The sequence below is a fragment of the Brevibacterium rongguiense genome (genome assembly GCF_009857845.1).
GTDB lineage: Bacteria > Actinomycetota > Actinomycetes > Actinomycetales > Brevibacteriaceae > Brevibacterium > Brevibacterium rongguiense.
Genome location: NZ_WWEQ01000010.1, coordinates 14,157 through 35,510 on the forward strand (window position 1 = coordinate 14,157; position 21,354 = coordinate 35,510).

The following is a 21,354-nucleotide window of genomic DNA, read 5'->3' on the forward strand; positions in this document are numbered from 1 at the left end:
TAAGCGTTACAGTGGCGCAATGGACTCCTCGCAGCAGGTCATTGCCGTCATTCTCGACATCGTGGGCTCTCGGCGCCTGTCCGACCGCGCGGCGGCTCAGGCCGGGATCGAGCGGGCCCTGGCCGCCAGCGCCGCGCACGCGGTGCCGCGCACCCCGCCCGCGCCCACGGTCGGGGACGAGTTCCAGGCCGTCTACGACGAACTGCCGACCGCGATCCTGGGCTGCACCCTCACCGCCCTTGCACTGCCCGAGGGCGTGGAACTGCGGGTGGGCTACGGCGTGGGGACCATCCGCAGCGTGCGGTCGGCGGACGATCACGGAGGCGCGGGCATTCAGGACGGCCCCGCGTGGTGGAATGCGCGGGAGGCCATCGAGCAGGCACACGGCCGCCAATCCGCCGGCAACCCCTGGGTCCGCAGCCGGCTGTGCGCGGGCGACGACGGCCCGCTCGCCGGCCCCGCCGAAGCCGCGGTGAACGCCGCACTCACCCTCGCCGACCACTGCCTCACGCGCATGAAGCGCCGGGAGCGCAGGGTGGCCGCGGCCGCCCTGCGCGGCACCCCGCAACGGGAGATCGCGAAGCAGGAGGGTGTATCGCAGTCCGCGGTGTCACAGCTGCTCCACCGCAGCGGCGGTGCGGCGCTGCGCGTCGCCCTGGACCTCCTGGCCGACCAGGCGAAGGCACGCTGAGGTGGGTGCGGCGATCCTGCTGGCTGCCACGCTGAGCGACCTGGGTGCGCGGCTGGTGTGCCGCGGAACCGACCGGGCGCCCCGGTGGGTGCTCCTCCTCGCGTGCGCCGTCGCCCTGTGCTCGGGCGCCGCCGTGGCCCTGAGCGTCTGGGGGTGGCCCGGCCTCGTCGCGTTCGTCGTGACGGCGATCGCGTGGGGTGCGGTGGCGGCGGCGTCCGACGCCGGAGCGCGACCCCGCCTTCACATCGGTGCGCTCTGCCTCCTGGGCGCAGCGCTCGCTGTCGCGGCCGCCATGGCCCCGTGGCACCAGGGGGCCACCGCTCCCGGCGGCGTTGCCTGGGACGCGCTCATTGCCTGGGCCGCCGCGGCGGGCTTCCTCACGCGACCTGCCAACGAGGCATGCCGCAGCGTCTTCGCGCTGCTCCACCTACGGCAGCCCAGCGGTTCTCAGGCCATCGGACCGGTGCGGCCGCCGCGCCGGTGGACGATTCGCGGATTCGCCGAGCGCACCGTCGAAGTCGAGGAGCCGGCCCCGGCGCCGGGCGCACCGCTGCTGGGAGGGGGCCGACTCATCGGCACCCTGGAGCGCGGCCTCATCGTGGCGCTCGTCATCGCCGGCATGCCGCCGGCACTGGCGGCCCTCGCGGCGGCCAAGGGCATCGTCCGCTTCCCGGAGATCGCCGCCGACCGCGAAACCGGCGCCAAGGCCGAGGAGTTCCTGGTGGGCAGCCTCATGAGCTGGTCGATCGCAGGGGCCGTGACGGCGTTCCTGCTGCTGGGGTGACGCCCCAATAAGATAAATCACTTATATCGCTACGATATAAGCGATTTATCGGCCATGTGGGCTCTGCAGGCCCAACAGCGCAAAGCCCCGGCCCGCGCTCTGCGCGGAACCGGGGCTATGGGATGAAGCGAACTGTGGAGCTATGGGGAATCGAACCCCAGACCTCTTCATTGCGAACGAAGCGCTCTACCAACTGAGCTATAGCCCCTCGGGACACCGCTACTGTACTCGCATCTGCGCGCGTGTCCAAACTGGCGCCCTGTCCCTCGCAGCAGCCGCCCGCAGCCCTGGCGAGGACAGCCACCGGACTCCGTGCGCAGGAACGCGCGCACCGCAGCCCTGCACACACGTGCAGGTCAGCTCGCCCGCCGCCGTCTCGCGCCGCGGGCCGATGCGCACGCGCCGCCGCGATCGGTGGTGGAATGGGGCGATGAGCGCAGACGGCGACGGCGGCGGCCCGCCCCCCGACGCACCGGGGGCGGCCGGCGGCGCCCCGCGCGACCCCCGGCGCCCGGGCATGCTCGTCTTCGCGATGTGCCTGGCCCCCATGGCCACGATGTTCAACTCGACGATGGTCAACGTTATGGTCCCGCAGATCGGCACGGCGTTCCGCGTGGGCTCCGGCAGCCTCGAATGGGTCAGCGCCGCCTACACGCTCAGCTACGGCGCCCTGCTCCTGCTGGGCGGCGGCCTGGGGCGGCCTGCGGCCGCAGGCGGGCGTTCCTGTGGGGCGTCGCCGTGTTCGCCCTGTCCTCTGCCGCGTGCGCCGCGGCCCCACCATGGGTCTGCTGCTGCTCTTCCGCTGCCTCCAGGGCGCCGGCACAGCGCTCATGCTCCCCCAGACGCTCGCGGTGCTCACCGCGGAGTTCGAGGAGCCGGCCCAGCGCGCCCGCGTCGTGGGCCTGTGGGCGGGGGTCTCCAGCCTGGGCCTCGCCGCCGGCCCCGTCCTCGGCGGCCTCATCACCAGCATCGCGAATTGGCGGTGGGGCTTCGGGCTCTCCGCCCTCCTCGGCCTCGCCGCCCTGGTGATGGGCGGGCGGGCGATCACCGCCGAACACGGCCGCCCCGCGGACCCGCCGAGCCTCGACGTGGTGGGCGCGGCCCTCGGGGCGCTCGGGCTGGGCGCGCTCGTCGAGGGGTTGCTGGCGCTGCCGGCCCACGGGCTGGGCGCCCCGCGGGTGGTGGGCGCGTTCGTCATCGCGGCCGTCGCGCTGCCCGGGTTCCTCGCCTGGCAGTTCGCCCGGCAGCGGGCGGGCCGATCGGCGCTCATGCCCCCGCGCCTGTGGCGCTCGCGGGCCCTCAGCGCCGCCAACATCTCCGGCGCCGCCTACTTCTTCCTGTTCTTCGGCACGATGTACTTCTACTCCGTCGACCTGCAGGACGCACGCGGGCACTCCGCGCTCAGCACCGGGCTCATGTTCCTGCCCATGATGGCCCTCACCGCCTTCATGGGCCCGGTGGCCGGTCGCATCACCGCCAGCCTGGGAGCCGGCCGCGTCATGCTCACCGGCCTGGCGATCGGAGTGCTCGGCAGCGTGCTGCTCGCCTTGCTGCCAGCGCACTACTCCGTGTGGGACTTCGAGTGGCGCATGGCTGTAGTCGGCATCGCGGCGGGTCTGATGAGCTCGCCCATGTCCAACCTGGCGGTCTCCGGGGTGCCCACGGCGGAGGCGTCGACCGCGGCCGCAGTGCACAACACGTTCCGCCAGATCGGCTCCACCATGGGCGTCGCGGTGCTGGGCGTCATCACAGCGCACGCCACCGCGGCCGCGGGCTCCTCGGGACGCGGCGCGGGTCTGCCCGGCCTCGACACCGCCATGCTCACCACCGCGGGTGTGCTCGGCGCGGCCCTCCTGGCCGCCGGTGCGCTGCTCTTCGGCCGCCGAGGCGCGGGCCGGGGCGCATAGCCCCGCTCTTCGGCGATGGCAGAGCGGGGCACCACAGCACGGCTGCGGGCAAGGCACGGCTGCGGGTGAGGCACGGCTGCGGGTGAGGTGCTGTGACGGCGCGGATTCGCTGCGGCGTCTGCTCACGCACCCTTCAGGGCGCGCACACGGGGCCCCGCTAGGGTGCGGGGCATGAACGCCGTCCTGCGCATCGCCGTCAACGCCCTGGCCCTGGCCGCCGCCGTCTGGCTCGTGCCCGCCCTCACCATCACGACGAGCTCCGGGCTCGCAGCCTCGGTGGGGACCGGCCCCGCGACCGCCGTCGCCTTCGCCGTCCTCGCGATCCTCTTCGGCCTCGTCAACGCGGTCATCCGGCCGATCCTCGCGTTCTTCGCGACGCCGCTGACCTGCCTGACGCTGGGCCTGTTCACCCTCGTCATCAACGCCGCGATGCTGGCGCTGACGGCGTGGCTGTCCCAGTTCACCCCGTTCCAGCTGGGCGTGGGCGGCTTCTGGTCGGCGGTCATCGCCGCGCTCATCGTCTCCGTGGTCTCCGCGGTCCTGGGGTGGTTCCTGCCCGACCGCGAGCGCAGCCGGGACTGACCCGGCCGCCCGCGGCGCGCCTCGGCGGCTGCCTCCGGGCGGGGCAGACGGGGCAGCTGGGGCGGGCGCCTTAGGCCAGATAGACCTTTCGCAGGCGCTCCGTGACCGTCAAGCGGGTGCGCGCGCCCGCGGCCAGGCGCACGATGCTGCCCGGGCCCACCTCGATGCTGCGGTCCTCGTCGAGGAAGTCGATGACCGCCCGGCCCACGACGACGATGAAGACCTCATCGGCTTCGACATCCGTGGCCGTGCCCTCCGTCATCTCCCAGACGCCCAGCTGCGCGCCGCGGAATGAGCCGAGCTCACCGGCGCCCGCCTCCGGGTGACCTGCCACGGTCTGCTCCTGCGGAAGCGGCTCGAGCAGCACCTCGACCGCGGTGGCCTCGATGGCCCCGTTGACCGGCAGTGCCCCCGCCGGCAGGTGCGCTGCCCCGGCTGCTTCCATGCGCTCATCGTCCATGTCCGTCTCCTCGCTCCTGCGCTCGGCCCACGCCGAGGCGGCCGTCGTCGCTGCTCTGCGCGGTGAGGCCCGCCCCGTGCGGAGCGGCCCGCGCTGTCTGCTGCGCACACCGTGTGGCTGGGGTTCGCACCGCTGGGCCTGGTTCGCTGTGCCCGGCACCGGCCGCGGTGCGCACTGCGGACCCGGCCGGCCCGCACCCTGCCATTGTCCCCGACCCCGGTGCCGAGCACGGCACCCACGCCGGGGGCACATCCGAATGGCACCAGCGCACTCGCAGCGGGCAGCGTGACCGTACCCGTCAGTGTGGCCGCACCGAGCCAGTGTGACCGCACCGAGCCAGGGCGCCCGCACCGGGCAGCGTGCGCGCACCGGGCCGGCGCACCAGCGCCGCTCGGTGCGGCCAGCTCGCGGCGGTTCAGGAGGCGCCAAGCACGGCTGGCTAAGATCGCGCACATGCCCACCACTCCCGTCATCCTCGACGTCGACACCGGCATCGACGACGCCCTCGCCCTCATGCTCGCCGTGCGCCACCCCGCCTTGGACGTGCGGGCCATCACGTGCGTCGCGGGCAACGTCGACCGCGACCAGGTGGTGCGCAACACGCTGGGGATCCTCTCGCTCGTGGGCGCGCCGGACATCCCGGTGGGCGCCGGGGCGGCCGCACCCCTCGTGCAGGAGCCCCGCCCGGCCGATCACGTCCACGGGGGCGACGGCGTGGGCGGCGTGGCACTGCCCCAGGACGGCCGCACCGCCGATGGGCGCGGGGCGCTCGAGCTCATGCGCGCAGCCCTGGAGGCGGCGCCGGCGCCCGTCACCCTCATCTGCCTGGCCCCGCTGACGAACCTCGCCCTCCTCCTGCGTGCCCACCCGGAGGCGGCCGCGCGGATCGGGCGCATCGTCTGGATGGGCGGGGCGATCGGGGCGGGCAACGCCACCGCCAGCGCGGAATTCAACGCCTGGCACGACCCGGAGGCCGCCGCGGTCGTCGTGGGCAGCGGCATCCCCCTGCTCATGTACGGCCTCGAGCCCTTCTACCAGGCCGCGGTGCCCGCCGGCGCCATCGACGAGCTGGCGAGCTCCCCGGATCCCGTGGCCGCCGCGGTGGGCGCCCTGCTGCGCCGCAGCCAGGAGATGGGCGCGGGCGAGGCGCGCCTGCCGTTCCCGGACGCTGCGACCCTGGGCGACGCCGGGGCCGTTGCGGTGGCCATCGACGAATCCCTGGCCGCCTGCACGGAGGCGCCCGTGGCCGTCGAGCTGCGCGGCGAGCTCACCCGCGGGCGCACCGTCGTCGACCTGCGCGAGGCGGCCGTCGACCTGCACGGCCACGCCCAGGCGCCCCACCGGGCGCCGCTGCGCCACACCACGCCCGGGGCCGCCACGACCGTGGTCACCGGCGTGGACGGCGGGGCCGTGCGCGAGCTGTTTTTCACCACCGTGCTCGGGCCGCACGCGCCGACCCTCGGCGAAGCGCCCCACGGCACGGCGACTGCGCCCGACACCGCCCGTGAACCGGTCGCAAGCGCATCGGCGCCCGCCCACACGTCCGCCAGCTCAACGTCGAGCGAAAGGGGGGCCCGCTGATGGGCCGCGTCATCGTCCTGGGCTCCCTCAACGTCGACGTCGTCGTCTCCGTCGACCGCCATCCCAAGGTGGGCGAGACGATCCGCGCCACGAGCATCACCACCATGCCCGGCGGCAAGGGCGCCAACCAGGCCGTCGCCGCCGCAGCTGCCGGCGCGCAGACGCACATGATCGGCGCGGTGGGCACCGACCCCCATGGGGATCGCTACCTGAGCCACCTGGCCGCCAGCGGCGTGCAGACCTCGGCGGTGCGCCGCGCCCAGGAGCCCACCGGCAGCGCCACGATCACCGTGGACTCCGCCGGCCGCAACTCGATCATCATCGACCCGGGCGCCAACGGCAGCGTGGGCCAGCCCGAGCTCGACGCGCTGGGCGAGCTCCTGGCGCCCGGCGACGTGCTCACGACGATGCTCGAGATCCCGGAGGGCATCGTGGCCGCCGCCTTCGAGCTCGCGGCCGCGCGGGGGGCCACGAGCGTGCTCAACCCCTCGCCGTGGAGCCCGGGGGCCGCAGACCTGGCAGGAGCCGCGGACCTCGTCGTCGTCAACACGCTCGAGGCCAACGAGCTGGGCCGCAGCGACGACGCCGTCGTCATGACGTTCGGCGAGCAGGGGGCACTGTGGGCCGGGGTGCACGCCTCGGCCCCGCGGGTCGAAACGGTCGACACCACGGGCGCCGGGGACACGTTCACCGGTACGCTGTGCGCCCGGCTGGCCCTGGGCGAGCAGCGCGATGCGGCCCTCCAGGCGGCGGTGCTCGCGGGGGCGGCGGCCGTCACCCGGATCGGCGCGCAGCGGTGGGCTGTGTGAGCACCGGCTCCGGGCGCGCTACGCTGGGGGCGGCGCCTGTGAACTGTGGGTGAAATCGAGTTGAATGCTCGCAACAGTCAGCGGGCGCGCAGACCACCGCACCCGCGAGACTAGGCAGCCTGTGGAATACGTTGTCCTCACCGTCGTGCTCGTCATCGTCCTGGCGCTGTTCTTCGACTTCACGAACGGCTTCCACGACACGGCGAACGCCATGGCGACCCCCATTGCCACCGGCGCACTCAAGCCCAAGACGGCCGTCACCCTGGCCGCGGGGCTCAACCTCGTGGGGGCGCTGCTGTCCACCGAGGTCTCCAAGACCGTCTCCGGCGGCATCATCCGGGAGGACCGGATATCCGGCGGGGTCTTCCCCTCGATCATCTTCGCGGGCCTGATCGGCGCGATCTGCTGGAACATGCTCACCTGGCTGCTCGGGTTGCCCTCGAGCTCCTCGCACGCGCTGTTCGGCGGACTGATCGGCGCCACGATCGTGGGCATCGGCGCCTCCGCCGTGAACTTCGGCATCGTCGTGTCCAAGATCATCCTGCCCGCCCTGCTGTCCCCGCTGACCGCGGGGATCATCGCATTCATCGCCACGAAGCTCGCCTACGCGATCACCCGGCGCTACGACAAGAAGCCCGACGGCCGCGACGGGTTCCGGATGGGCCAGATCCTCACGAGCTCGCTCGTCGCCCTGGCGCACGGCACGAACGACGCCCAGAAGACCATGGGCGTCATCACGCTCGTCTTCATCGCCGTGGGCTGGCAGTCCGCCGGCCACCACGAGCCGCAGTTCTGGGTGGTCCTCGCCTGTGCCGGGGCGATCGCCCTGGGCACCTACGTGGGCGGCTGGCGGATCATCCGGACGCTCGGCAAGGGCCTCACCGAGGTCAAGCCGGCCCAGGGATTCTCCGCCGAGACGTCGACCGCCGCCACGATCCTCGCCTCCTCCGCCCTGGGCTTCGCCCTGTCGACGACACAGGTGGCCTCCGGCTCCGTCATCGGCTCCGGGCTGGGACGGCGCGGCTCCAAGGTCAACTGGGGCACGGCCGGGCGCATCGTCATCGGCTGGGTGCTCACCCTCCCCGCCGCGGGCATCGTGGGCGCGATCTCCGCCCTCATCGTCGTGTGGCTGGGCCCCTGGGGCCTGGCGCTCGACGCGGTGGCCGTGGCCGCCGTGGTCTGCGGCCTGTTCGTGCGCTCGCGGCTCAACCAGGTCGACCACACGAACGCGGTCAGCGATGTCGCGGAGTCCGGCACCGCCGTCGTGCTCGACAGCGACCCGCCGCTCACCCCCCGGCAGGAGCGCGCCCGGCAGCGCCGCAAGCGCGCCAAGCAGGTGCGCGGGGCCGCGCAGAAGTCCCAGGAGCGCGCCGCGCAGGAGCGCTCCTCCGCCGAGGCGAAGGGAGACCGGCCGTGACCATCGACTGGTACGCCTTCCTCGTCGTCTTCGTCGTCGCCCTGGTGGGCGCTGGCGTCCTCGTCACGCTCTACGCGCTGGGCCTGCGGCTCCTCGTGGCGGCCGGCCGACCGCCCGTGGTGCCCCCCGCAGAGTTCCCCGACGCCATCACCGTCCTCACGCCCAAGCAGGCGGCGAAGGCGGAGAAGAAGGCCGCGAAGGCGGCCAAGAAGGTCGCCTTGTCCCCCGCCCAGCAGACGCTCGTGCTGGCGCTCGCCTACGCGTGCTTCGGGCTGTGCGGGGCATGCGTGCTGGCAGCGGTGGCGCTCCTGGTCTTCGGGTAGCACGGGCCTGCGGACAGCACTGGGCTTCGGGCAGCACGGTGGATCCCGCGTTCGAGCGCTGGCGCGCGGCCGGCGGCACCTGGCGGGTGCTGAATGGCGCTGGCGCGGCCGAGGTGCGGGTCGAGCTGCGCACGTGCGACGGTGGTGAGCCGATGGGCGTCCTTGCGGTCGCCGATGCCGCCACGTGCGCCTTCCTCGCCGAGCACCCCGAGGGGCCCGCCGACTGAGGTCGTGCAATGCGCGCGGCCGCGAATCGGGGGGACACCAGCCCCCATCCGGCCCACGGACGGGAGAAGCAGCCCCACCGGGACCAGCAACGCCGGGAACGCTGCGCTGGTGTCTGCTGCGGCGACGCTGTGCCGCGGATTACACTGCGAACTGAACGCCCGTTCGACAGGCACCCGGACAAAGGAGACGGACGCATGAGCTCCTTCTACAGCCAGCTCGACGACGCGGTGTACGCATCGCACCCGGCCACGGCCGGCCCGTGGAGTGCGGAAGCGCAGCACGCCGGGCCGCCCTCGGCGCTCCTGGCCCGGGCGATCGAGCGCCACGAGCCGCGCGAGGGCATGCGCCTGGCGGACTTCCGCGCGGACATCCTGGGCCCCATCCCCGTGGCGCCGCTCGAGGTGAGCGCGCGCACGCTGCGCGGCGGCCGGTCCATGGAGCTCATCGAGGCAACGGCCTCGGCCGGCGGGCGCCCGGTGCTCGCGGCCCGGGGGTGGCGGATCCTGCGCGCAAGTGCCGACTTTCCGCCCCTGCCGGCCGATGGCGCCGCCGCGGTGGCGGGATCGGGTCCCCGGCGCACCGCGTTGGAGCTGCCGCCCGCCTCCGCGACCCTGGAGGGCTCGCTCATCCCCGGCGCGCATGAGGACGGCTACCTCGCCGCCGTCGAATGGCGCTTCACCACCGGCGGGCCGGGCAGCGGGGGTGTCGCCGAAGTCTGGGGCCGCCAGCTCATCGACCTCGTCGAGGGCGAGGAGCCGGACGCGTTCCAGCGCGCGCTCGTCCTGGCCGACTCGGCGGGCGGGGTCACGTTCACGCTCGATCCCCGCCGCCACCGCTACATCAACTGCGACATCTCCGTGTCCCTGCACCGGGACCCGGAGGGCGAGTGGCTGCGCATGAGCGCGGAGTCCATCGCCTCCCCGGGCCACGGTGGCCTGGTCCGCAACGTCCTCGCCGATGGGCGCGGCGAGGTGGGAATCGGCGTGCAGACGATGGTCGCCCAGGAGCTGTGAGGGCTCAGTAGCGCTGGACGGGGGCGGAGGCGCGCACGATCTCCCGGAGGTCCTCGAGGCTCGCCGCGGGATCGATCGCACCCACCGCCCGGGCCTGGACGAGAAGATTGCCCATGGCCGTCGCCTCGACCGGGCCGGCGATGACGGTGCGGCCCGTCCGCTGGGCGGTCAGGCGGCACAGCGGCGCGTTCTGCGAACCGCCCCCCACGATGTGGATGACATCCGCGCGCCGGCCGGCAAGCGCCTCGGCCTGCTCGATGGTCTGCGCATAGGCCGCGGCGAGCGATTCGAGGATGCTGCGGACCACCTCCGGCCGGGTACGGGGCGGTTCGATGCCGCGCTGCGAGCACCACTGGGCGATGCGGGCGGGCATATCGCCCGGGGCGACGAATACCTCATCGCCCGCATCGAAGACGGGCACGGGCCGCTCGACGGCCTCGGCGGCGGCCAGCAGCTCCGCGAGGTCCGAGGCGCGCTCCGAACCGCTGGAACCGCGCTCCCACGTGCGCATCGATTCGCTGAGCAGCCACAGGCCCGAGACGTTCTTGAGGAATCGCACGCGCCCGTCGACGCCGCCCTCGTTCGTGAAGTTCGCCTCCTGCGCCGCCGTGCTGAGCACCGGTTCGTCCAGCTCGAGTCCCACCAGCGACCAGGTGCCACTCGAGATATAGGCGGCGCTGCGCGATTCCATGGGCACGGCGACGACCGCGGATGCGGTGTCGTGTGAGCCCACCGCCGTCACCGGCGTGCCGGGGGCCCCGATGCGCTCTCCCACCGCGGTGGTCAGCGTGCCAAGCCGCTCACCGGGGGCGATGAGGTCCGGCAGCAGCGCACGCGGATAGCCCAAGCGCTCGAGCAGCGCGGCATCCCAGGTGCCGCTGCGCACCCCCAGCAGACCGGTGGTGGAGGCGTTGGTCGCCTCCGCGCGGGCCTGCCCCGTCAGCCAGTAGCCCAGGAGATCCGGGATGAGCAGGAGCCGGTCGGCCAGCTCGAGCCAGCCGCCCTCGGCCTCCAGCGCCAGCTGGAACACGGTGTTGAAGTCCAGGTGCTGGAGGCCGGAGGCCGAGAACAGCTCCGCCGCGGTCAGCCGCTCGCGCACGAGCTCCACGCCGCGGGCCGTGCGCTCATCGCGGTAGTGGTAGGGCACGCCGAGCATCCGCCCGGTGCGCAGCAGCGCATAGTCCACAGCCCACGAGTCGATGCCGATCGAATCGAGGCCTCCGGCCTCCGCAGCCGCGGTGCACAGCCCGTCCTCCACGCTCTGGTAGAGCGCGGTGATGTTCCAGTGCAGGCCCACCCCGCCGTCCTCGGTCAGGCGAACCGGATCGTTTGAGAACCGCGCGATGTGGCGCATGCGCAGCCGCCCGCCCTCCACGGCGCCCAGGATGACGCGGCCGGACGTCGCGCCCAGGTCCACCGCGGCCAGCCGCGCCCCCGGGCCCGAGGTGCGGAGCGCCTCGGGTGCGGGAACGGCGCCGTTCGCGCCCGGTGCGGCTGCGCTCACCGCAGGAACGCCGCGGCGACGCCGGCGTCGACGGGCACGTGCAGGCCCGTCGTGTGGGAGAAGTCGGCCGTGCACAGCGCGTAGACGGCATTCGCGACGTTCTCCGGGACGACTTCGCGGCCCAGCAGGGTGCGCTGGGCGTAGAACTTGCCCAGGTCCTTCTCCTCGATGCCGTAGGTCTTGGCGCGCTGGGCGCCCCAGCCGCCGGCGAAGATGCCGGAGCCGCGCACCACGCCGTCCGGGTTGATCCCGTTGACCTTGACGCCGTACTGGCCGAGCTCCGCTGCCAGCAGGCGGACCTGGTGGGCCTGGTCGGCCTTCGTCGCGGAGTAGGCGATGTTGTTGGGGCCGGCGAACACGGAGTTCTTCGAGGAGATGTAGATGATGTCCCCGCCCATGCCCTGGTCGATGAGGTAGCGGGCGGCCGTCTTCGACACGAGGAACGAGCCCTTGGCCATGACGGAGTGCTGGAGGTCCCAGTCCTGCTCCGTGGTCTCCAGCAGCGACTTCGACAGCGACAGGCCGGCGTTGTTCACGACGAGGTCGATGCCGCCGAATGCCAGCACCGTCTCCTCGAGCGCGGCCTGCACCGCTGTCTCGTCCGATACATCGGCGGCCACTCCCACGGCGACGTCCGACGAGCCGAGCTCGGCCGCGACCTCCTGGGCCTTGGCCCTGTCGAGGTCGGCGACCACGACGCAGGCGCCCTCACCGGCCAGCCGAGTGGCGATCGCCTTGCCGATGCCGCTCGCGGCGCCGGTGACGAACGCGATGCGGCCGGCCAGCGGCTTTGGTGCGGGCTTGCGCTTGAGCTTGGCCTCCTCGAGCGCCCAGTACTCGATGCGGAACTTCTCCGACTCGTCGATGGGCGCATAGGCGGAAAGGGCTTCGGCGCCGGCCATGACATTGATCGCGTTGACGTAGAACTCGCCGGCCACGCGGGCGGTCTGCTTGTCCGCCCCGTAGGAGAACATGCCCACACCCGGGACCAGGATGATGGCAGGATCCGCACCGCGCATCGCGGGGCTCTCAGCGTCTGCGTAGCGCTCGTAGTAGGCGGCGTAGTCCGCGCGGTAGGCATCGTGCAGGTCCGGCAGCGCCGCGACGATCTGCTCGACCGTGGCGTCTGCGGGCAGGTCGACGACGAGCGGCTTGACCTTCGTGCGCAGGAAGTGGTCCGGGCACGAGGTGCCGAGCTCGGCCAGTGCGGGCATCTTCTCGCGGGCGAGGAAGTCGAGGACGACCGGGGAGTCCGTGTAGTGGCCCACCTGCGGTTTGTCCTGGCTGGCGATCCCGCGCAGGTGCGCGGCGATGGCCGCGGCCTTCCGGTTGCGCTTCCCGTCCGGAAGCGCCTCGTAGCCCTCGCGCACTGCGCCGAAGGGCTCGGCTGCGCCGTGCTCGCGGATGTATGCCTCGGCGGTGTCGATGATCCACTGCGAGTTGGTGCGCGCCTCCTCGCTCGTCTCACCCCACGCGGTGATGCCGTGGCCGCCCAGGATCGTGCCCACGGCCTGCGGGTTGGCCTCCTTGATCGCTGCGATGTCGAGGCCCAGCTGGAAGCCGGGGCGGCGCCACGGGACCCACACGACGCGATCGCCGAATACCTTCTTCGTCAGCTCCTCGCCGTCTGCCGCCGTGGCCAGTGCGATCCCGGAGTCCGGGTGGAGGTGGTCGACGTGGGCGGCGTCGACGAGCCCGTGCATGGCGGTGTCGATGGACGGGGCCGCACCGCCCTTGCCGAATGCGCAGTAGTCGAACGCGGCGACCATCTCGTCCTCGCGCTCGACCCCGGGGTAGACGCCGGTGAGCGCCTTGACCCGGTCGAGCTGGAGGACGGCCAGGCCCTCGGGCTTGAGCGTGCCCAGGTCTCCCCCGGATCCCTTGACCCAGACGACCTCGACGTCCTCGCCGGTGACCGGGTCGCGCTCCACGCCCTTGGCTGACGTATTGCCGCCGGCGTAGTTCGTGTTGCGGGGGTCCGAGCCGAGGCGGTTGGACCGCTCGATGAGCTCGGCGACGGTGGGATTGGTTGTGGGCACGGCTGCTCCTGCTGGTTGGTCTGGTCTGCGTTGAGAGAGGTGAGGCGGGGCTCAGGCGCCCCAGCCGGCCTGTTGGCCGCCCACGCGCTCGGCGGCGATCGTCTCCTGGTAGCCGGAGTCGAGGAAGGCGCGCATCGGGTCGGCCGGCAGGCCGCGGGACTCGCGCCACTGTGCGAGCTGCGGGCGCACGTCGGTGGAGAAGGCATCCATGAAGATCGCGTTGGCGGCCAGCACGTCATTGGCGGCCTGGGCCTGTGCCAGCGCTTCGCGGTCGAGGAGGAGGGCGCGGGCGGTCATCTCCTGGACGTTGAGCACGGAGCGGATCTGCCCGGCGGTCTTGTCCTCCACGTTGTGGCACTGGTCGAGCATGAACGCGACGGGAGAATCCGGGCCGTAGCCCCCGCCCCGGATGACCTCGACGAGGATCCGGAAGAGCTGGAACGGATCGGCCGCGCCCACGATGAGGTCGTCATCTGCGTAGAAGCGGGAGTTGAAGTCGAACGAGCCCAGCTTGCCCAGGCGCAGCAGCTGCATGACGATGAATTCGATGTTCGTCCCCGGTGCGTGGTGGCCGGTGTCCAGGCACACCATCGCGCGCTCGCCCAGGGCGCTGACCTGGGCGTAGCTCGTTCCCCAGTCCGGCACGTCCGTGTGGTAGAACGACGGCTCGAAGAACTTGTATTCGAGCACGAGGCGCTGCTTGTCGCCGATGCGGGCGTAGATCTCCTGCAGGGAGTCCTGGAGGCGGTCCTGGCGGCCGCGCATGTCCGCCTGGCCCGGGTAGTTCGACCCCTCGGCCAGCCAGATCTTGAGGTCGCGCGAACCGGTGGCGTCCATGATGTCGATGCACTCGAGGTGGTGGGCGATGGCCTTGCGGCGGATCGCGTCGTCCGCGTGGGTGAGCGCGCCGAACTTGTAGTCGTCGTCCTGGAACGTGTTGGAGTTCACCGTGCCCAGTGCGACGCCCTGTTCCGCGGCGAATTCGCGCAGGGCCGCGTAGTCGTCGACCTTGTCCCACGGGATGTGGATGGCCACGGTGGGCGCCAGGCCGGTGTAGCGGTTGACCTGTGCTGCGTCGGCGATCTTCTCCTGCGGGGTGCGGGGCGTGCCCGGTGTGCCGAAGACCTTGAAGCGGGTCCCGGAGTTGCCGAACGCCCAGGAGGGCAGTTCGATGGCCTGGGTGGCGAGCTGGTCGGCGATGTCGTCGAATGTCGGCATGGTGCGTCCTTTCGAGCCCGGGTGCCGGGCGGGGTTGAAGCAGTTGGGCTGGGCGCTCAGCCCAGGTTCGCGAGCTGGTCTTCGAGGTGGAAGATCTCGGCCAGGCGCACCTGGCCGGTGTCGAACGAGCCGCCGGCGGCGAAGAGCCGGCTCATGTGGGCCTGCCACTGGGCGTTGATCTCCGTGGCGCTCATCCTGTCCTGGGCGGTGGTGTAGTCATCCGTCTCCACGTATCCGATGATCATGCCGTCGGGTCGGGCGAAGAGGGAGTAGTTCGTCCAACCGGCGGCGGCCAGCGCGCGCAGCATGTCCGGCCAGACGGCGGCGTGGGCCTCGATGTACTCGTCGAGGCTCTCGGGGTCCACCTGCATCTGGAAGCAGATGCGCTCCCGCGGCTGTCCGACAGGCGGTCGCTGCTCGGCCGCCTGTCTCACTGCGGGCTGCCATCGCGCGCCGCCGAGGTGCCAGCGGCCGGGGCGGCCGCCGCGAGTGCTTCCGCGGCGAGCGAGGGCCGGATGGCGGCGCGGGTGCCGTAGCGCTCCTCCTCGATCTCCTCGAGGGTCTTGCCCGAGGTGTTCGGCGCCCAGATCGTGCCGATGAGCAGGGCGGCGACGAGAAGGGCGATGATGAGGGTGCCCAGCCCGTGCAGGCCGATCGATTCGAGCATGAGCGGGAACCACAGGGACAGGACGCCCACCATGACGCGGGCGAGCATGAAGAGGAAGCCCTGGGCACTGGCGCGGTAGCGCGTGGCGAAGAGCTCCGCGGTCCACAGGCCGTAGAACGCCTGGGCGCCCACACCGGACGAGATGCCCCAGCCGATCGCGAAGGCGAAGAGGGAGAAGTACCCGGGGGGCGAGTAGATGAGCACAGCCCAGGCGATGATGCCGATGAGCGCGAAGACGAAGTACAGCCAGCGCCGGGAGACGCGGTCGCCGAACTTCATGAAGCCGATGACGGTGAACAGGGAGGTGAGGCCCCAGACAAGAACCTGCAGCCAGTTCTGCTGCGCGGGATCGGTCAGGCCGGTGGCCTCGTAGACGCGCGGCTGGAAGATGCCGGCCTGGCCCGCCACCGTGTTCCACAGTCCGTAGACGCCGATGAGGAAGGCGAGCGCAGTGAGGTTGCGCTTCTTCGTGAAGAGCTGGCCGACCGATTTCCAGTAGCCCTGGCGATTCGGGTCATCGCGGTGTGCCTTCCAGCGCTCGGACTCCTCGAGGCCGCGGCGGACCCACCAGGTGATGAACGCGATGACGAAGAGGTGGGCGAAGACGATGCGCGAGCCCAGCAGGCCCAGCGGGCCCACCACGATCGCGAGGAGGAACCCGACCATCGGGCCGATCGACCAGGCGAGCTGGGCGACGCCCACGTGCGCGGCGCGCTGACCGTCCGGGGCCTCCTCGGCGATGTAAGTCCACGCCGCGGTGACGCCGGCGCCGACTGCGATGCCCATGGCGATGAACGCGGTGAGGAGTATGGCGAAGTTCACCGCGAAGACGGCGAGCAGCGCCCCGACCATGTAGAGCAGCAGATCGTAGGTGTAGATGAACTTGCGGCCGTAGCGGTCGGACAGGGGGCCGCCGATCGCCGAGCCGATCGCAGCGCCGAACGCGTTGGCCGACAGCGCGGCGAGCAGCCCGACGGCCAGGCTGGTGAGTCCGAACTTCTCCTGCCACATCGTCAGGCTCGTGGCGATCGCGATGATCGAGCCCGCTTCGATGTAGTTCGACATGGCCACCGCGACCGTGGCGCGCCAGCGCCGTCGCGAGGCCCGGATGGGCTTCTGAGCCGTCATCGGCTGCCTCCGTGGGTGATGCGGTTCGACGATGAACCGCGGTCGGTGAACGTATTGAAACGTTTCATTCGTCGGGAGCGACGCTAGCATCCTGTGATCCGTGTGACAAGATGAGAGACGCGGTTCGCCCGAATCCGCGGACACCCGTCCGGTTCGACGGTGCCACCGTCCGCCCGCCTCATCGCGGCTGGGCCGCACCGGCACTGAGGCCGGGCGGAGTCGGCGCAGCCGAAACGCAGCCCAGGCGGGCAGCCAGCGAAAGGAGCAGCGCGTGGCACGCATCGGAGTCCGCGACGTGGCGCGCGCAGCCGGCGTCTCCGTGGGCACCGTGTCCCACGTGCTCAACCACCGCGAAAAGGTCGCCGCCGACACCGTTGCCCGCGTCGACGCCGCCATCGCCGAACTGGGCTTCGTGCGCAACGGAGCCGCGCGCCAGCTGCGCAGCGGCCGCAGCCTCACGGTGGGCGCGGTCGTCCTGGACGCCGCAAACCCCTTCTTCGCGGACGTCATCCGCGGTGCGGAGGAGCAGGCCGACGCGAGCGAGCACGCGGTGCTCGTGGGCACCTCGGGTGCGGATGAGGCGCGCGAGCGGCGCTACCTCGACCTCTTCTCCGAGCAGGGCGCCGACGGCATCCTGCTCTCCCCCGCGGCGTGGCCGCCGCAGCGTCTGGCGCAGATCGCGAAGCGGGGCACGCCCGTGGTCCTCGTCGACGCGCAGCCGGAAGGCTCCGCGCTGCCGTCCGTCGCCGTGGACGACGTGGCCGGGGGCGCGCTGGCGGTGTCACACCTCATCGGCGCCGGGAGGCGCCGGATCGGGTTCGTCGGCGGCCCGCACCGCATCCGGCAGGTGGCCGACCGCTGGACCGGTGCGCAGCAGGCCGCAGAGCTCGCCGGTGGGAACGTGGAGCTCGAGCGCTTCGACACTCCTGCCACGACCGTGCTCGCCGGCCGCGCTGCCGGCGAGCAGCTCATCATGCGGCCCGCCCCGCGCCGACCCGATGCGCTCTTCTGCGCGAACGATCTGGTGGCAGTGGGGGTCATGCAGGCCCTGGTGCTGGCGGGGGCCGCCATTCCGGACGACATCGCGCTCATCGGCTACGACGACATCGACTTCGCCGCGGCGACGATGGTGGCGCTGAGCTCCGTTCGCCAGCCCGCCCGCGAATTGGGCGCCACCGCCGTGCGCATGCTACTGGGCGAGGACGACCGGACGAGTGTGACGTTCGCCCCGGAGCTGGTGGTGCGGGAGTCCACGGACGGCTGAGGGGCCGAGCTGCGCTCCCTCAGCGCCGTTTGATCGAGCGCAGCTCGCCGGCCCAGAACTTCGCGATCCGCGCGCGCCGAGCCGAATCGTCGGTGAGGACGTCGGCCAGGCCCAGGCCGCGGGCGAGGTCGAGGGTGAGCTGGATGAGTCGGCGCGTGCGCTCATCGGAGATGTCCGCATCGAGCAGCTCGACCGCCTGCTCGAAGACGCCGCGGGCGAACTTCGCCTCGAGCGGCAGGATGCGGTCGCGCAGCGCGGGCTCCCCCGCCGCCGCCGTCCACACGTGCAGCGCCGCCGTGAACGCATCCGAGGTGTAGTAGTCCATGATGCGCGCGACGAGGACGTCGAAGCGCTCGTCGCCGTCGGGCAGCCGCTCCTCATCGCGCATGGTCAGCTGCAGATTGCGCTCGAACATCGCATCGAGCGCCGTGAGGAAGAGGTCCTCCCGCGTGCGGAAGTGGTGCTGGAGCGCCCCCCGGCTGATCCCGATGCGCTCGGCGACCACCGTCGTCGTCGTCGCCTGCCAGCCGCGCTCGGCGAGCGCCTCGATCGTCGATTCGAGGATGCGCTCGCGCGTCACGCGGCTGCGATCCTGCTTGGGCGCGTGGCCGTGCTGCGGAGCCGGCGAGGCGGGGGCGGGGTCTGCGGCGGTCATCGCGCTCGATTCTAGGGCAGGGGCGCCGCCCGCCGTCACGAGCGACCCGCGGCCCACGGCGGGTCCGCCTTGCGCGCGAACGCTGCCAGCCCGGCCTGGGCATCGGCCCCGGTGAAGAACTCCGCCGACAGGGCGACGAGGTCCTCCCCGCGCTCATCGACGGCGGCCAGCGCGCTGCGGTTGACCAGTGCCTTCGACGCCGCAATGGCCTTCGGCGCACCGCGCAGCAGGTCGGCCACGACCTCGTCGACCGCGGCGGTGACGCTGACCTCCGCACCGTCCACGGCGCGGGTGATGAAGCCCGCGGTCGCTGCCTCCGCGGCGCCGACGGGGCGCCGCGCAGCATCCAGTCCGCCGCGGTCCGGTCGCCCAGCCGCGCGAGCACCGGCGCCGCGATCATGGCCGCCACCACGCCGATCCGCACCTCGCTCAGCCCGAACGTGGAGCGGGGGCCGGCGATGACGATGTCGCAGCATGCCACCAGGCCCATCCCGCCGGCCCGCACGTGGCCGTCGAGGGCCGCAATGACCGGCAGTGGGGAGGCCAGCAGGGCCCGGTTGACCGCCTGGCTCGCCCGGCCGCGTTCGCGCATCGCGGCTTGGGCATCACCCGGGCCGCTCGGGGACTCGCTCCCCTGGCCCGCCTCGGCGCCGGTCGCTCCTTCGGTGTCCTGGCCCGGGCGGCGGGAAAGGTCGGCTCCGGCGCAGAACGTGGTGCCGGTGTGGGCGAGTACGAGGGCGCGCACCCGCTCATCGGCCTCCGCGGCGGCGAGGCCGTCCGCGATGCCGGCCAGCAGCTCGGGCGTGATCGCGTTGCGGTTTCTCGGCTCGTCCAGGGTCAGAGTCGCGACGCTGCCCTCCACCGCGTACTGCACGCTCATGATTCGCGTCCTTTCGCACCCGTGGCAGCTGGTTCGCCACCGGCACTGTCGGCTCCGCCTTCGGCCGGTGCCCCATCGTCCGCGATGACCGCGACGAGCGCCCCCACATCGACCTGGTCGCCCTGGGCCACCCGCAGCTCGGTGAGCGTGCCGGCCACGTCCGAGCGGATCGTGTGCTCCATCTTCATCGCCTCGATGGACAGCAGGGGCTGCCCGGCCTCCACGCGCTCGCCCACCCGGGCCTCCAGCCGGATGACGGTGCCGGGCATCGGCGCCAGCAGGCTGCCCGGCACCGCCTCGGCGGCCGGGTCGCTGTAGCGGGGCAGCCATGCGAGCGCCTGCGCCTCGGTGGGCGAGGACACGAGTGCCCCGCTCGCGGTGGGCTGGACAGCGAAGCGGCACTCCACCCCCGCGGCCCGCAGCGTCACCTCGCTCGGCGCCACCGCGACGACCTCCACCGCCTCGCCGACGGGCAGCGTCCCCGGCTCGAGCTCCCACCCGCCGCGCAGCCGGCGGTAGCCGATCTGGGCCTCGAGGCCGGCCACGCGCGCGCTGCGCCGGGTCCAGTCCGTGTGGAAGAGCCGCCAGCCGCCGATGTGCGGGCGGGGGTTGTCCCGCGCGATCGCGAGCGCGAGCGCGTCTTCACCGCTGCGCTGCCCCCCGGCCCGCTCACCGGCTGCAATGCTGCCCGGTGCAGGGACCGGCATGTCCGACAGCCCGGTGGGCTGGCCGGCCTCGACGGCAGCGGCCTGGGCGAGCGCCGCCGCCGCGGCCATCCACCCGGCCTCACGGCGCACACGATCATCGGGCCCCTGGGCCCCGAGCACCTCGGGGTGCTCTGCGAAGTACGTGGTGGCGGTCTCACCGGTGAGGAACGCCTCGTCGCCCAGCACGCGGATGAGCATGGCGGCGTTCGTCACGGGGCCGTCCCATTGCATTGTCCGCAGCGCCGCTGCGAGCACCCGGGCCGCCACGCGGCGGGTGGGGGCCACACCGATGATCTTGGCGATCATCGGGTCGTAGAACGTCGTGATCGCCTCGCCTGCCTCGATGCCGGCGTCCAAGCGGACATAGGGCTCCCCCGCATCGGCCAGGCGGAAGGCGGTGCGCGCACTCGGCAGCGCGAACGCCGTCACGGGGCCGGACTGGGGCTGCCAGTCCTCGGCCGGATCCTCCGCGTAGAGGCGCACCTCAATCGCATGCCCCCGGGGCGGGCCGGGCTCGGCACCCAGGGCTGCGCCGGCGGCGATGTCGAGCTGGAGGCCCACGAGGTCCAGCCCGCACGTCGCCTCCGTCACCGGGTGCTCCACCTGGAGCCGGGTGTTCATCTCGAGGAAGTAGAACGACCCGTCGTCGGCGGCGAGGAACTCGACGGTGCCCGCGCCCACATAGCCAATGCGCGCGGCGGCGGAGCGGGCGGCCTCGTAGAGGTCCGCGCGCATGGCCCTGCCCACCCGCTCCACGAGCGGCGCGGGCGCCTCCTCGACCACCTTCTGGTGCCGGCGCTGGATGGAGCACTCGCGCTCGCCCACGGCCCACACCGTCCCGGCACGGTCGCCGAACACCTGGACCTCGATGTGGTGGCCGGTGGGCAGGTAGCGCTCGCAGAAGACCGTGTCATCGCCGAAGGCGCTCGCGGCCTCGCGCGCCGCGGCGGCGACGGTCTCGTCGAGGTCGGCCAGCCGCTCGACGACGCGCATGCCGCGCCCACCGCCCCCGGCCGAGGCCTTGACGAGGATCGGCAGGTGCTCCTCGCCGATCGCTGCGGGGTCGAGGCGCTCGAGCACGGGCACACCCGCCTCGGCCATGAGCGCCTTCGACTCGACCTTCGAGCCCATCGTCTCGATGGACTCCGGATCCGGGCCGATCCACGTGAGCCCCGCCGCGGCGACGGCGCGGGCGAAGTCCGCGTTCTCGGAGAGGAACCCATAGCCCGGGTGGACGGCGTCGGCCCCGGCGCTCAGCGCGGCCGCGACGATGAGGTCGCCGCGCAGGTAGGTCTCCGCCGGTGTTGTGCCGGGAAGGGCCACCGCCGCATCGGCCTCGCGGACGAAAGCGGCCCCGGAGTCGGCATCGGAGTGCACCGCCACCGTCTCGATGCCGCGGGCGCGGCAGGTCGTGAAGATCCGGCGGGCGATCTCGCCCCGGTTGGCCACGAGCACGCGGCCGATCTCACCTGCGGTTCGCAGTGCCTGGTCGCTCAT

At 72.7% G+C, this 21,354-nt stretch carries 20 protein-coding genes, 1 tRNA gene and 1 pseudogene; 11 read left to right on the forward strand and 11 right to left on the reverse strand.

Annotated features, from left to right (window positions below):
* Window positions 1-19 precede the first annotated feature (19 nt).
* Together GSY69_RS03695 and GSY69_RS03700 are read left to right on the forward strand one after the other, a co-directional pair.
* Entirely contained in the window at window positions 20-691 is a 672-nt protein-coding gene (locus tag GSY69_RS03695) for a SatD family protein (protein ID WP_160952538.1), read from the forward strand.
* Window position 692: 1 nt separating this feature from the next.
* Window positions 693-1,475, forward strand: a complete 783-nt coding sequence (locus tag GSY69_RS03700; protein ID WP_160952539.1) for a hypothetical protein — start codon at window positions 693-695, stop codon at window positions 1,473-1,475.
* A gap of 135 nt (window positions 1,476-1,610) precedes the next feature.
* Here GSY69_RS03700 and GSY69_RS03705 read toward each other — a convergent pair.
* Window positions 1,611-1,683: transfer RNA gene (locus GSY69_RS03705), tRNA-Ala, on the reverse strand.
* A gap of 553 nt (window positions 1,684-2,236) precedes the next feature.
* On the opposite strand from GSY69_RS03705, the gene GSY69_RS03710 reads away from it, so the two are divergent.
* The gene (locus GSY69_RS03710; RefSeq protein ID WP_160952540.1) at window positions 2,237-3,382 is read left to right on the forward strand and encodes an MFS transporter; all 1,146 of its coding nucleotides are present in this window, start codon (window positions 2,237-2,239) and stop codon (window positions 3,380-3,382) included.
* 171 nt (window positions 3,383-3,553) lie between these two features.
* A complete protein-coding gene (locus GSY69_RS03715) occupies window positions 3,554-3,964 on the forward strand; it encodes a phage holin family protein (RefSeq protein WP_160952541.1) in 411 nt (136 codons plus the stop codon).
* A 70-nt stretch (window positions 3,965-4,034) separates the two neighbouring features.
* On the opposite strand, the gene GSY69_RS03720 is transcribed toward GSY69_RS03715, so the two are convergent.
* Window positions 4,035-4,424, reverse strand: coding sequence for a cupin domain-containing protein (locus tag GSY69_RS03720; RefSeq protein WP_235936264.1), 390 nt, complete (start codon window positions 4,422-4,424; stop codon window positions 4,035-4,037).
* Window positions 4,425-4,877: 453 nt separating this feature from the next.
* Between GSY69_RS03720 and GSY69_RS03725 the strand changes: the two genes are divergently transcribed.
* From GSY69_RS03725 to GSY69_RS03750, 6 genes are all read left to right on the forward strand, one after another.
* Entirely contained in the window at window positions 4,878-6,005 is a 1,128-nt protein-coding gene (locus GSY69_RS03725; RefSeq protein ID WP_160952542.1) for a nucleoside hydrolase, read from the forward strand.
* On the forward strand, window positions 6,005-6,814 hold the full coding sequence (locus GSY69_RS03730) for a PfkB family carbohydrate kinase (protein ID WP_160952543.1): 810 nt from the start codon (window positions 6,005-6,007) through the stop codon (window positions 6,812-6,814). Before GSY69_RS03725 ends, GSY69_RS03730 begins: the two co-directional genes overlap by 1 nt.
* 121 nt (window positions 6,815-6,935) lie before the next feature.
* The gene (locus GSY69_RS03735) at window positions 6,936-8,231 is read left to right on the forward strand and encodes an inorganic phosphate transporter (RefSeq protein WP_268527658.1); all 1,296 of its coding nucleotides are present in this window, start codon (window positions 6,936-6,938) and stop codon (window positions 8,229-8,231) included.
* Window positions 8,228-8,554, forward strand: a complete 327-nt coding sequence (locus GSY69_RS03740) for a peptidase (RefSeq protein ID WP_160952545.1) — start codon at window positions 8,228-8,230, stop codon at window positions 8,552-8,554. The genes GSY69_RS03735 and GSY69_RS03740 overlap by 4 nt, the downstream gene beginning before the upstream one ends.
* Window positions 8,555-8,592: 38 nt before the next feature.
* Window positions 8,593-8,781: a hypothetical protein gene (locus GSY69_RS03745; RefSeq protein WP_160952546.1), complete on the forward strand. Its 189-nt coding sequence runs from the start codon at window positions 8,593-8,595 to the stop codon at window positions 8,779-8,781.
* Between the two features lie 195 nt (window positions 8,782-8,976).
* Window positions 8,977-9,795, forward strand: coding sequence for a thioesterase family protein (locus GSY69_RS03750; protein ID WP_160952547.1), 819 nt, complete (start codon window positions 8,977-8,979; stop codon window positions 9,793-9,795).
* 4 nt (window positions 9,796-9,799) lie between these two features.
* Here GSY69_RS03750 and GSY69_RS03755 read toward each other — a convergent pair whose 3' ends face one another.
* From GSY69_RS03755 to GSY69_RS03775, 5 genes are read right to left on the reverse strand one after another with little or no spacing between them, the layout of a single operon-like run.
* Window positions 9,800-11,299: a rhamnulokinase gene (locus GSY69_RS03755; RefSeq protein WP_160952548.1), complete on the reverse strand. Its 1,500-nt coding sequence runs from the start codon at window positions 11,297-11,299 to the stop codon at window positions 9,800-9,802.
* Window positions 11,296-13,338 (reverse strand): bifunctional aldolase/short-chain dehydrogenase, encoded by a 2,043-nt coding sequence (locus tag GSY69_RS03760; protein ID WP_160952549.1) that lies wholly within the window; start codon window positions 13,336-13,338, stop codon window positions 11,296-11,298. The genes GSY69_RS03755 and GSY69_RS03760 overlap by 4 nt, the downstream gene beginning before the upstream one ends.
* Before the next feature lie 51 nt (window positions 13,339-13,389).
* The gene (rhaI, locus tag GSY69_RS03765) at window positions 13,390-14,556 is read right to left on the reverse strand and encodes an L-rhamnose isomerase (protein ID WP_160952550.1); all 1,167 of its coding nucleotides are present in this window, start codon (window positions 14,554-14,556) and stop codon (window positions 13,390-13,392) included.
* A 56-nt stretch (window positions 14,557-14,612) separates the two neighbouring features.
* Window positions 14,613-14,990 carry an L-rhamnose mutarotase gene (locus GSY69_RS03770; protein WP_328698753.1) on the reverse strand — a complete coding sequence of 126 codons (378 nt, stop codon included), beginning with the start codon at window positions 14,988-14,990 and terminating at the stop codon, window positions 14,613-14,615.
* A complete protein-coding gene (locus GSY69_RS03775; protein ID WP_202410786.1) occupies window positions 14,987-16,351 on the reverse strand; it encodes an MFS transporter in 1,365 nt (454 codons plus the stop codon). The genes GSY69_RS03770 and GSY69_RS03775 overlap by 4 nt, the downstream gene beginning before the upstream one ends.
* A 271-nt stretch (window positions 16,352-16,622) precedes the next feature.
* Between GSY69_RS03775 and GSY69_RS03780 the strand changes: the two genes are divergently transcribed.
* Window positions 16,623-17,615, forward strand: coding sequence for a LacI family DNA-binding transcriptional regulator (locus tag GSY69_RS03780; RefSeq protein ID WP_268527637.1), 993 nt, complete (start codon window positions 16,623-16,625; stop codon window positions 17,613-17,615).
* Window positions 17,616-17,634: 19 nt separating this feature from the next.
* On the opposite strand, the gene GSY69_RS03785 is transcribed toward GSY69_RS03780, so the two are convergent.
* From GSY69_RS03785 to GSY69_RS03795, 4 genes and pseudogenes are all read right to left on the reverse strand, one after another.
* Entirely contained in the window at window positions 17,635-18,270 is a 636-nt protein-coding gene (locus GSY69_RS03785; RefSeq protein ID WP_160952552.1) for a TetR/AcrR family transcriptional regulator, read from the reverse strand.
* 35 nt (window positions 18,271-18,305) lie between these two features.
* The gene (locus GSY69_RS14120) at window positions 18,306-18,554 is read right to left on the reverse strand and encodes a Clp protease/crotonase-like domain-containing protein (protein WP_202410787.1); all 249 of its coding nucleotides are present in this window, start codon (window positions 18,552-18,554) and stop codon (window positions 18,306-18,308) included.
* 62 nt (window positions 18,555-18,616) lie between these two features.
* Window positions 18,617-19,150 (reverse strand): annotated as a pseudogene (locus tag GSY69_RS15335) (enoyl-CoA hydratase-related protein); the annotation flags it as partial.
* A complete protein-coding gene (locus GSY69_RS03795) occupies window positions 19,147-21,354 on the reverse strand; it encodes an ATP-binding protein (RefSeq protein ID WP_202410788.1) in 2,208 nt (735 codons plus the stop codon). The pseudogene GSY69_RS15335 and the gene GSY69_RS03795, both read right to left, overlap by 4 nt.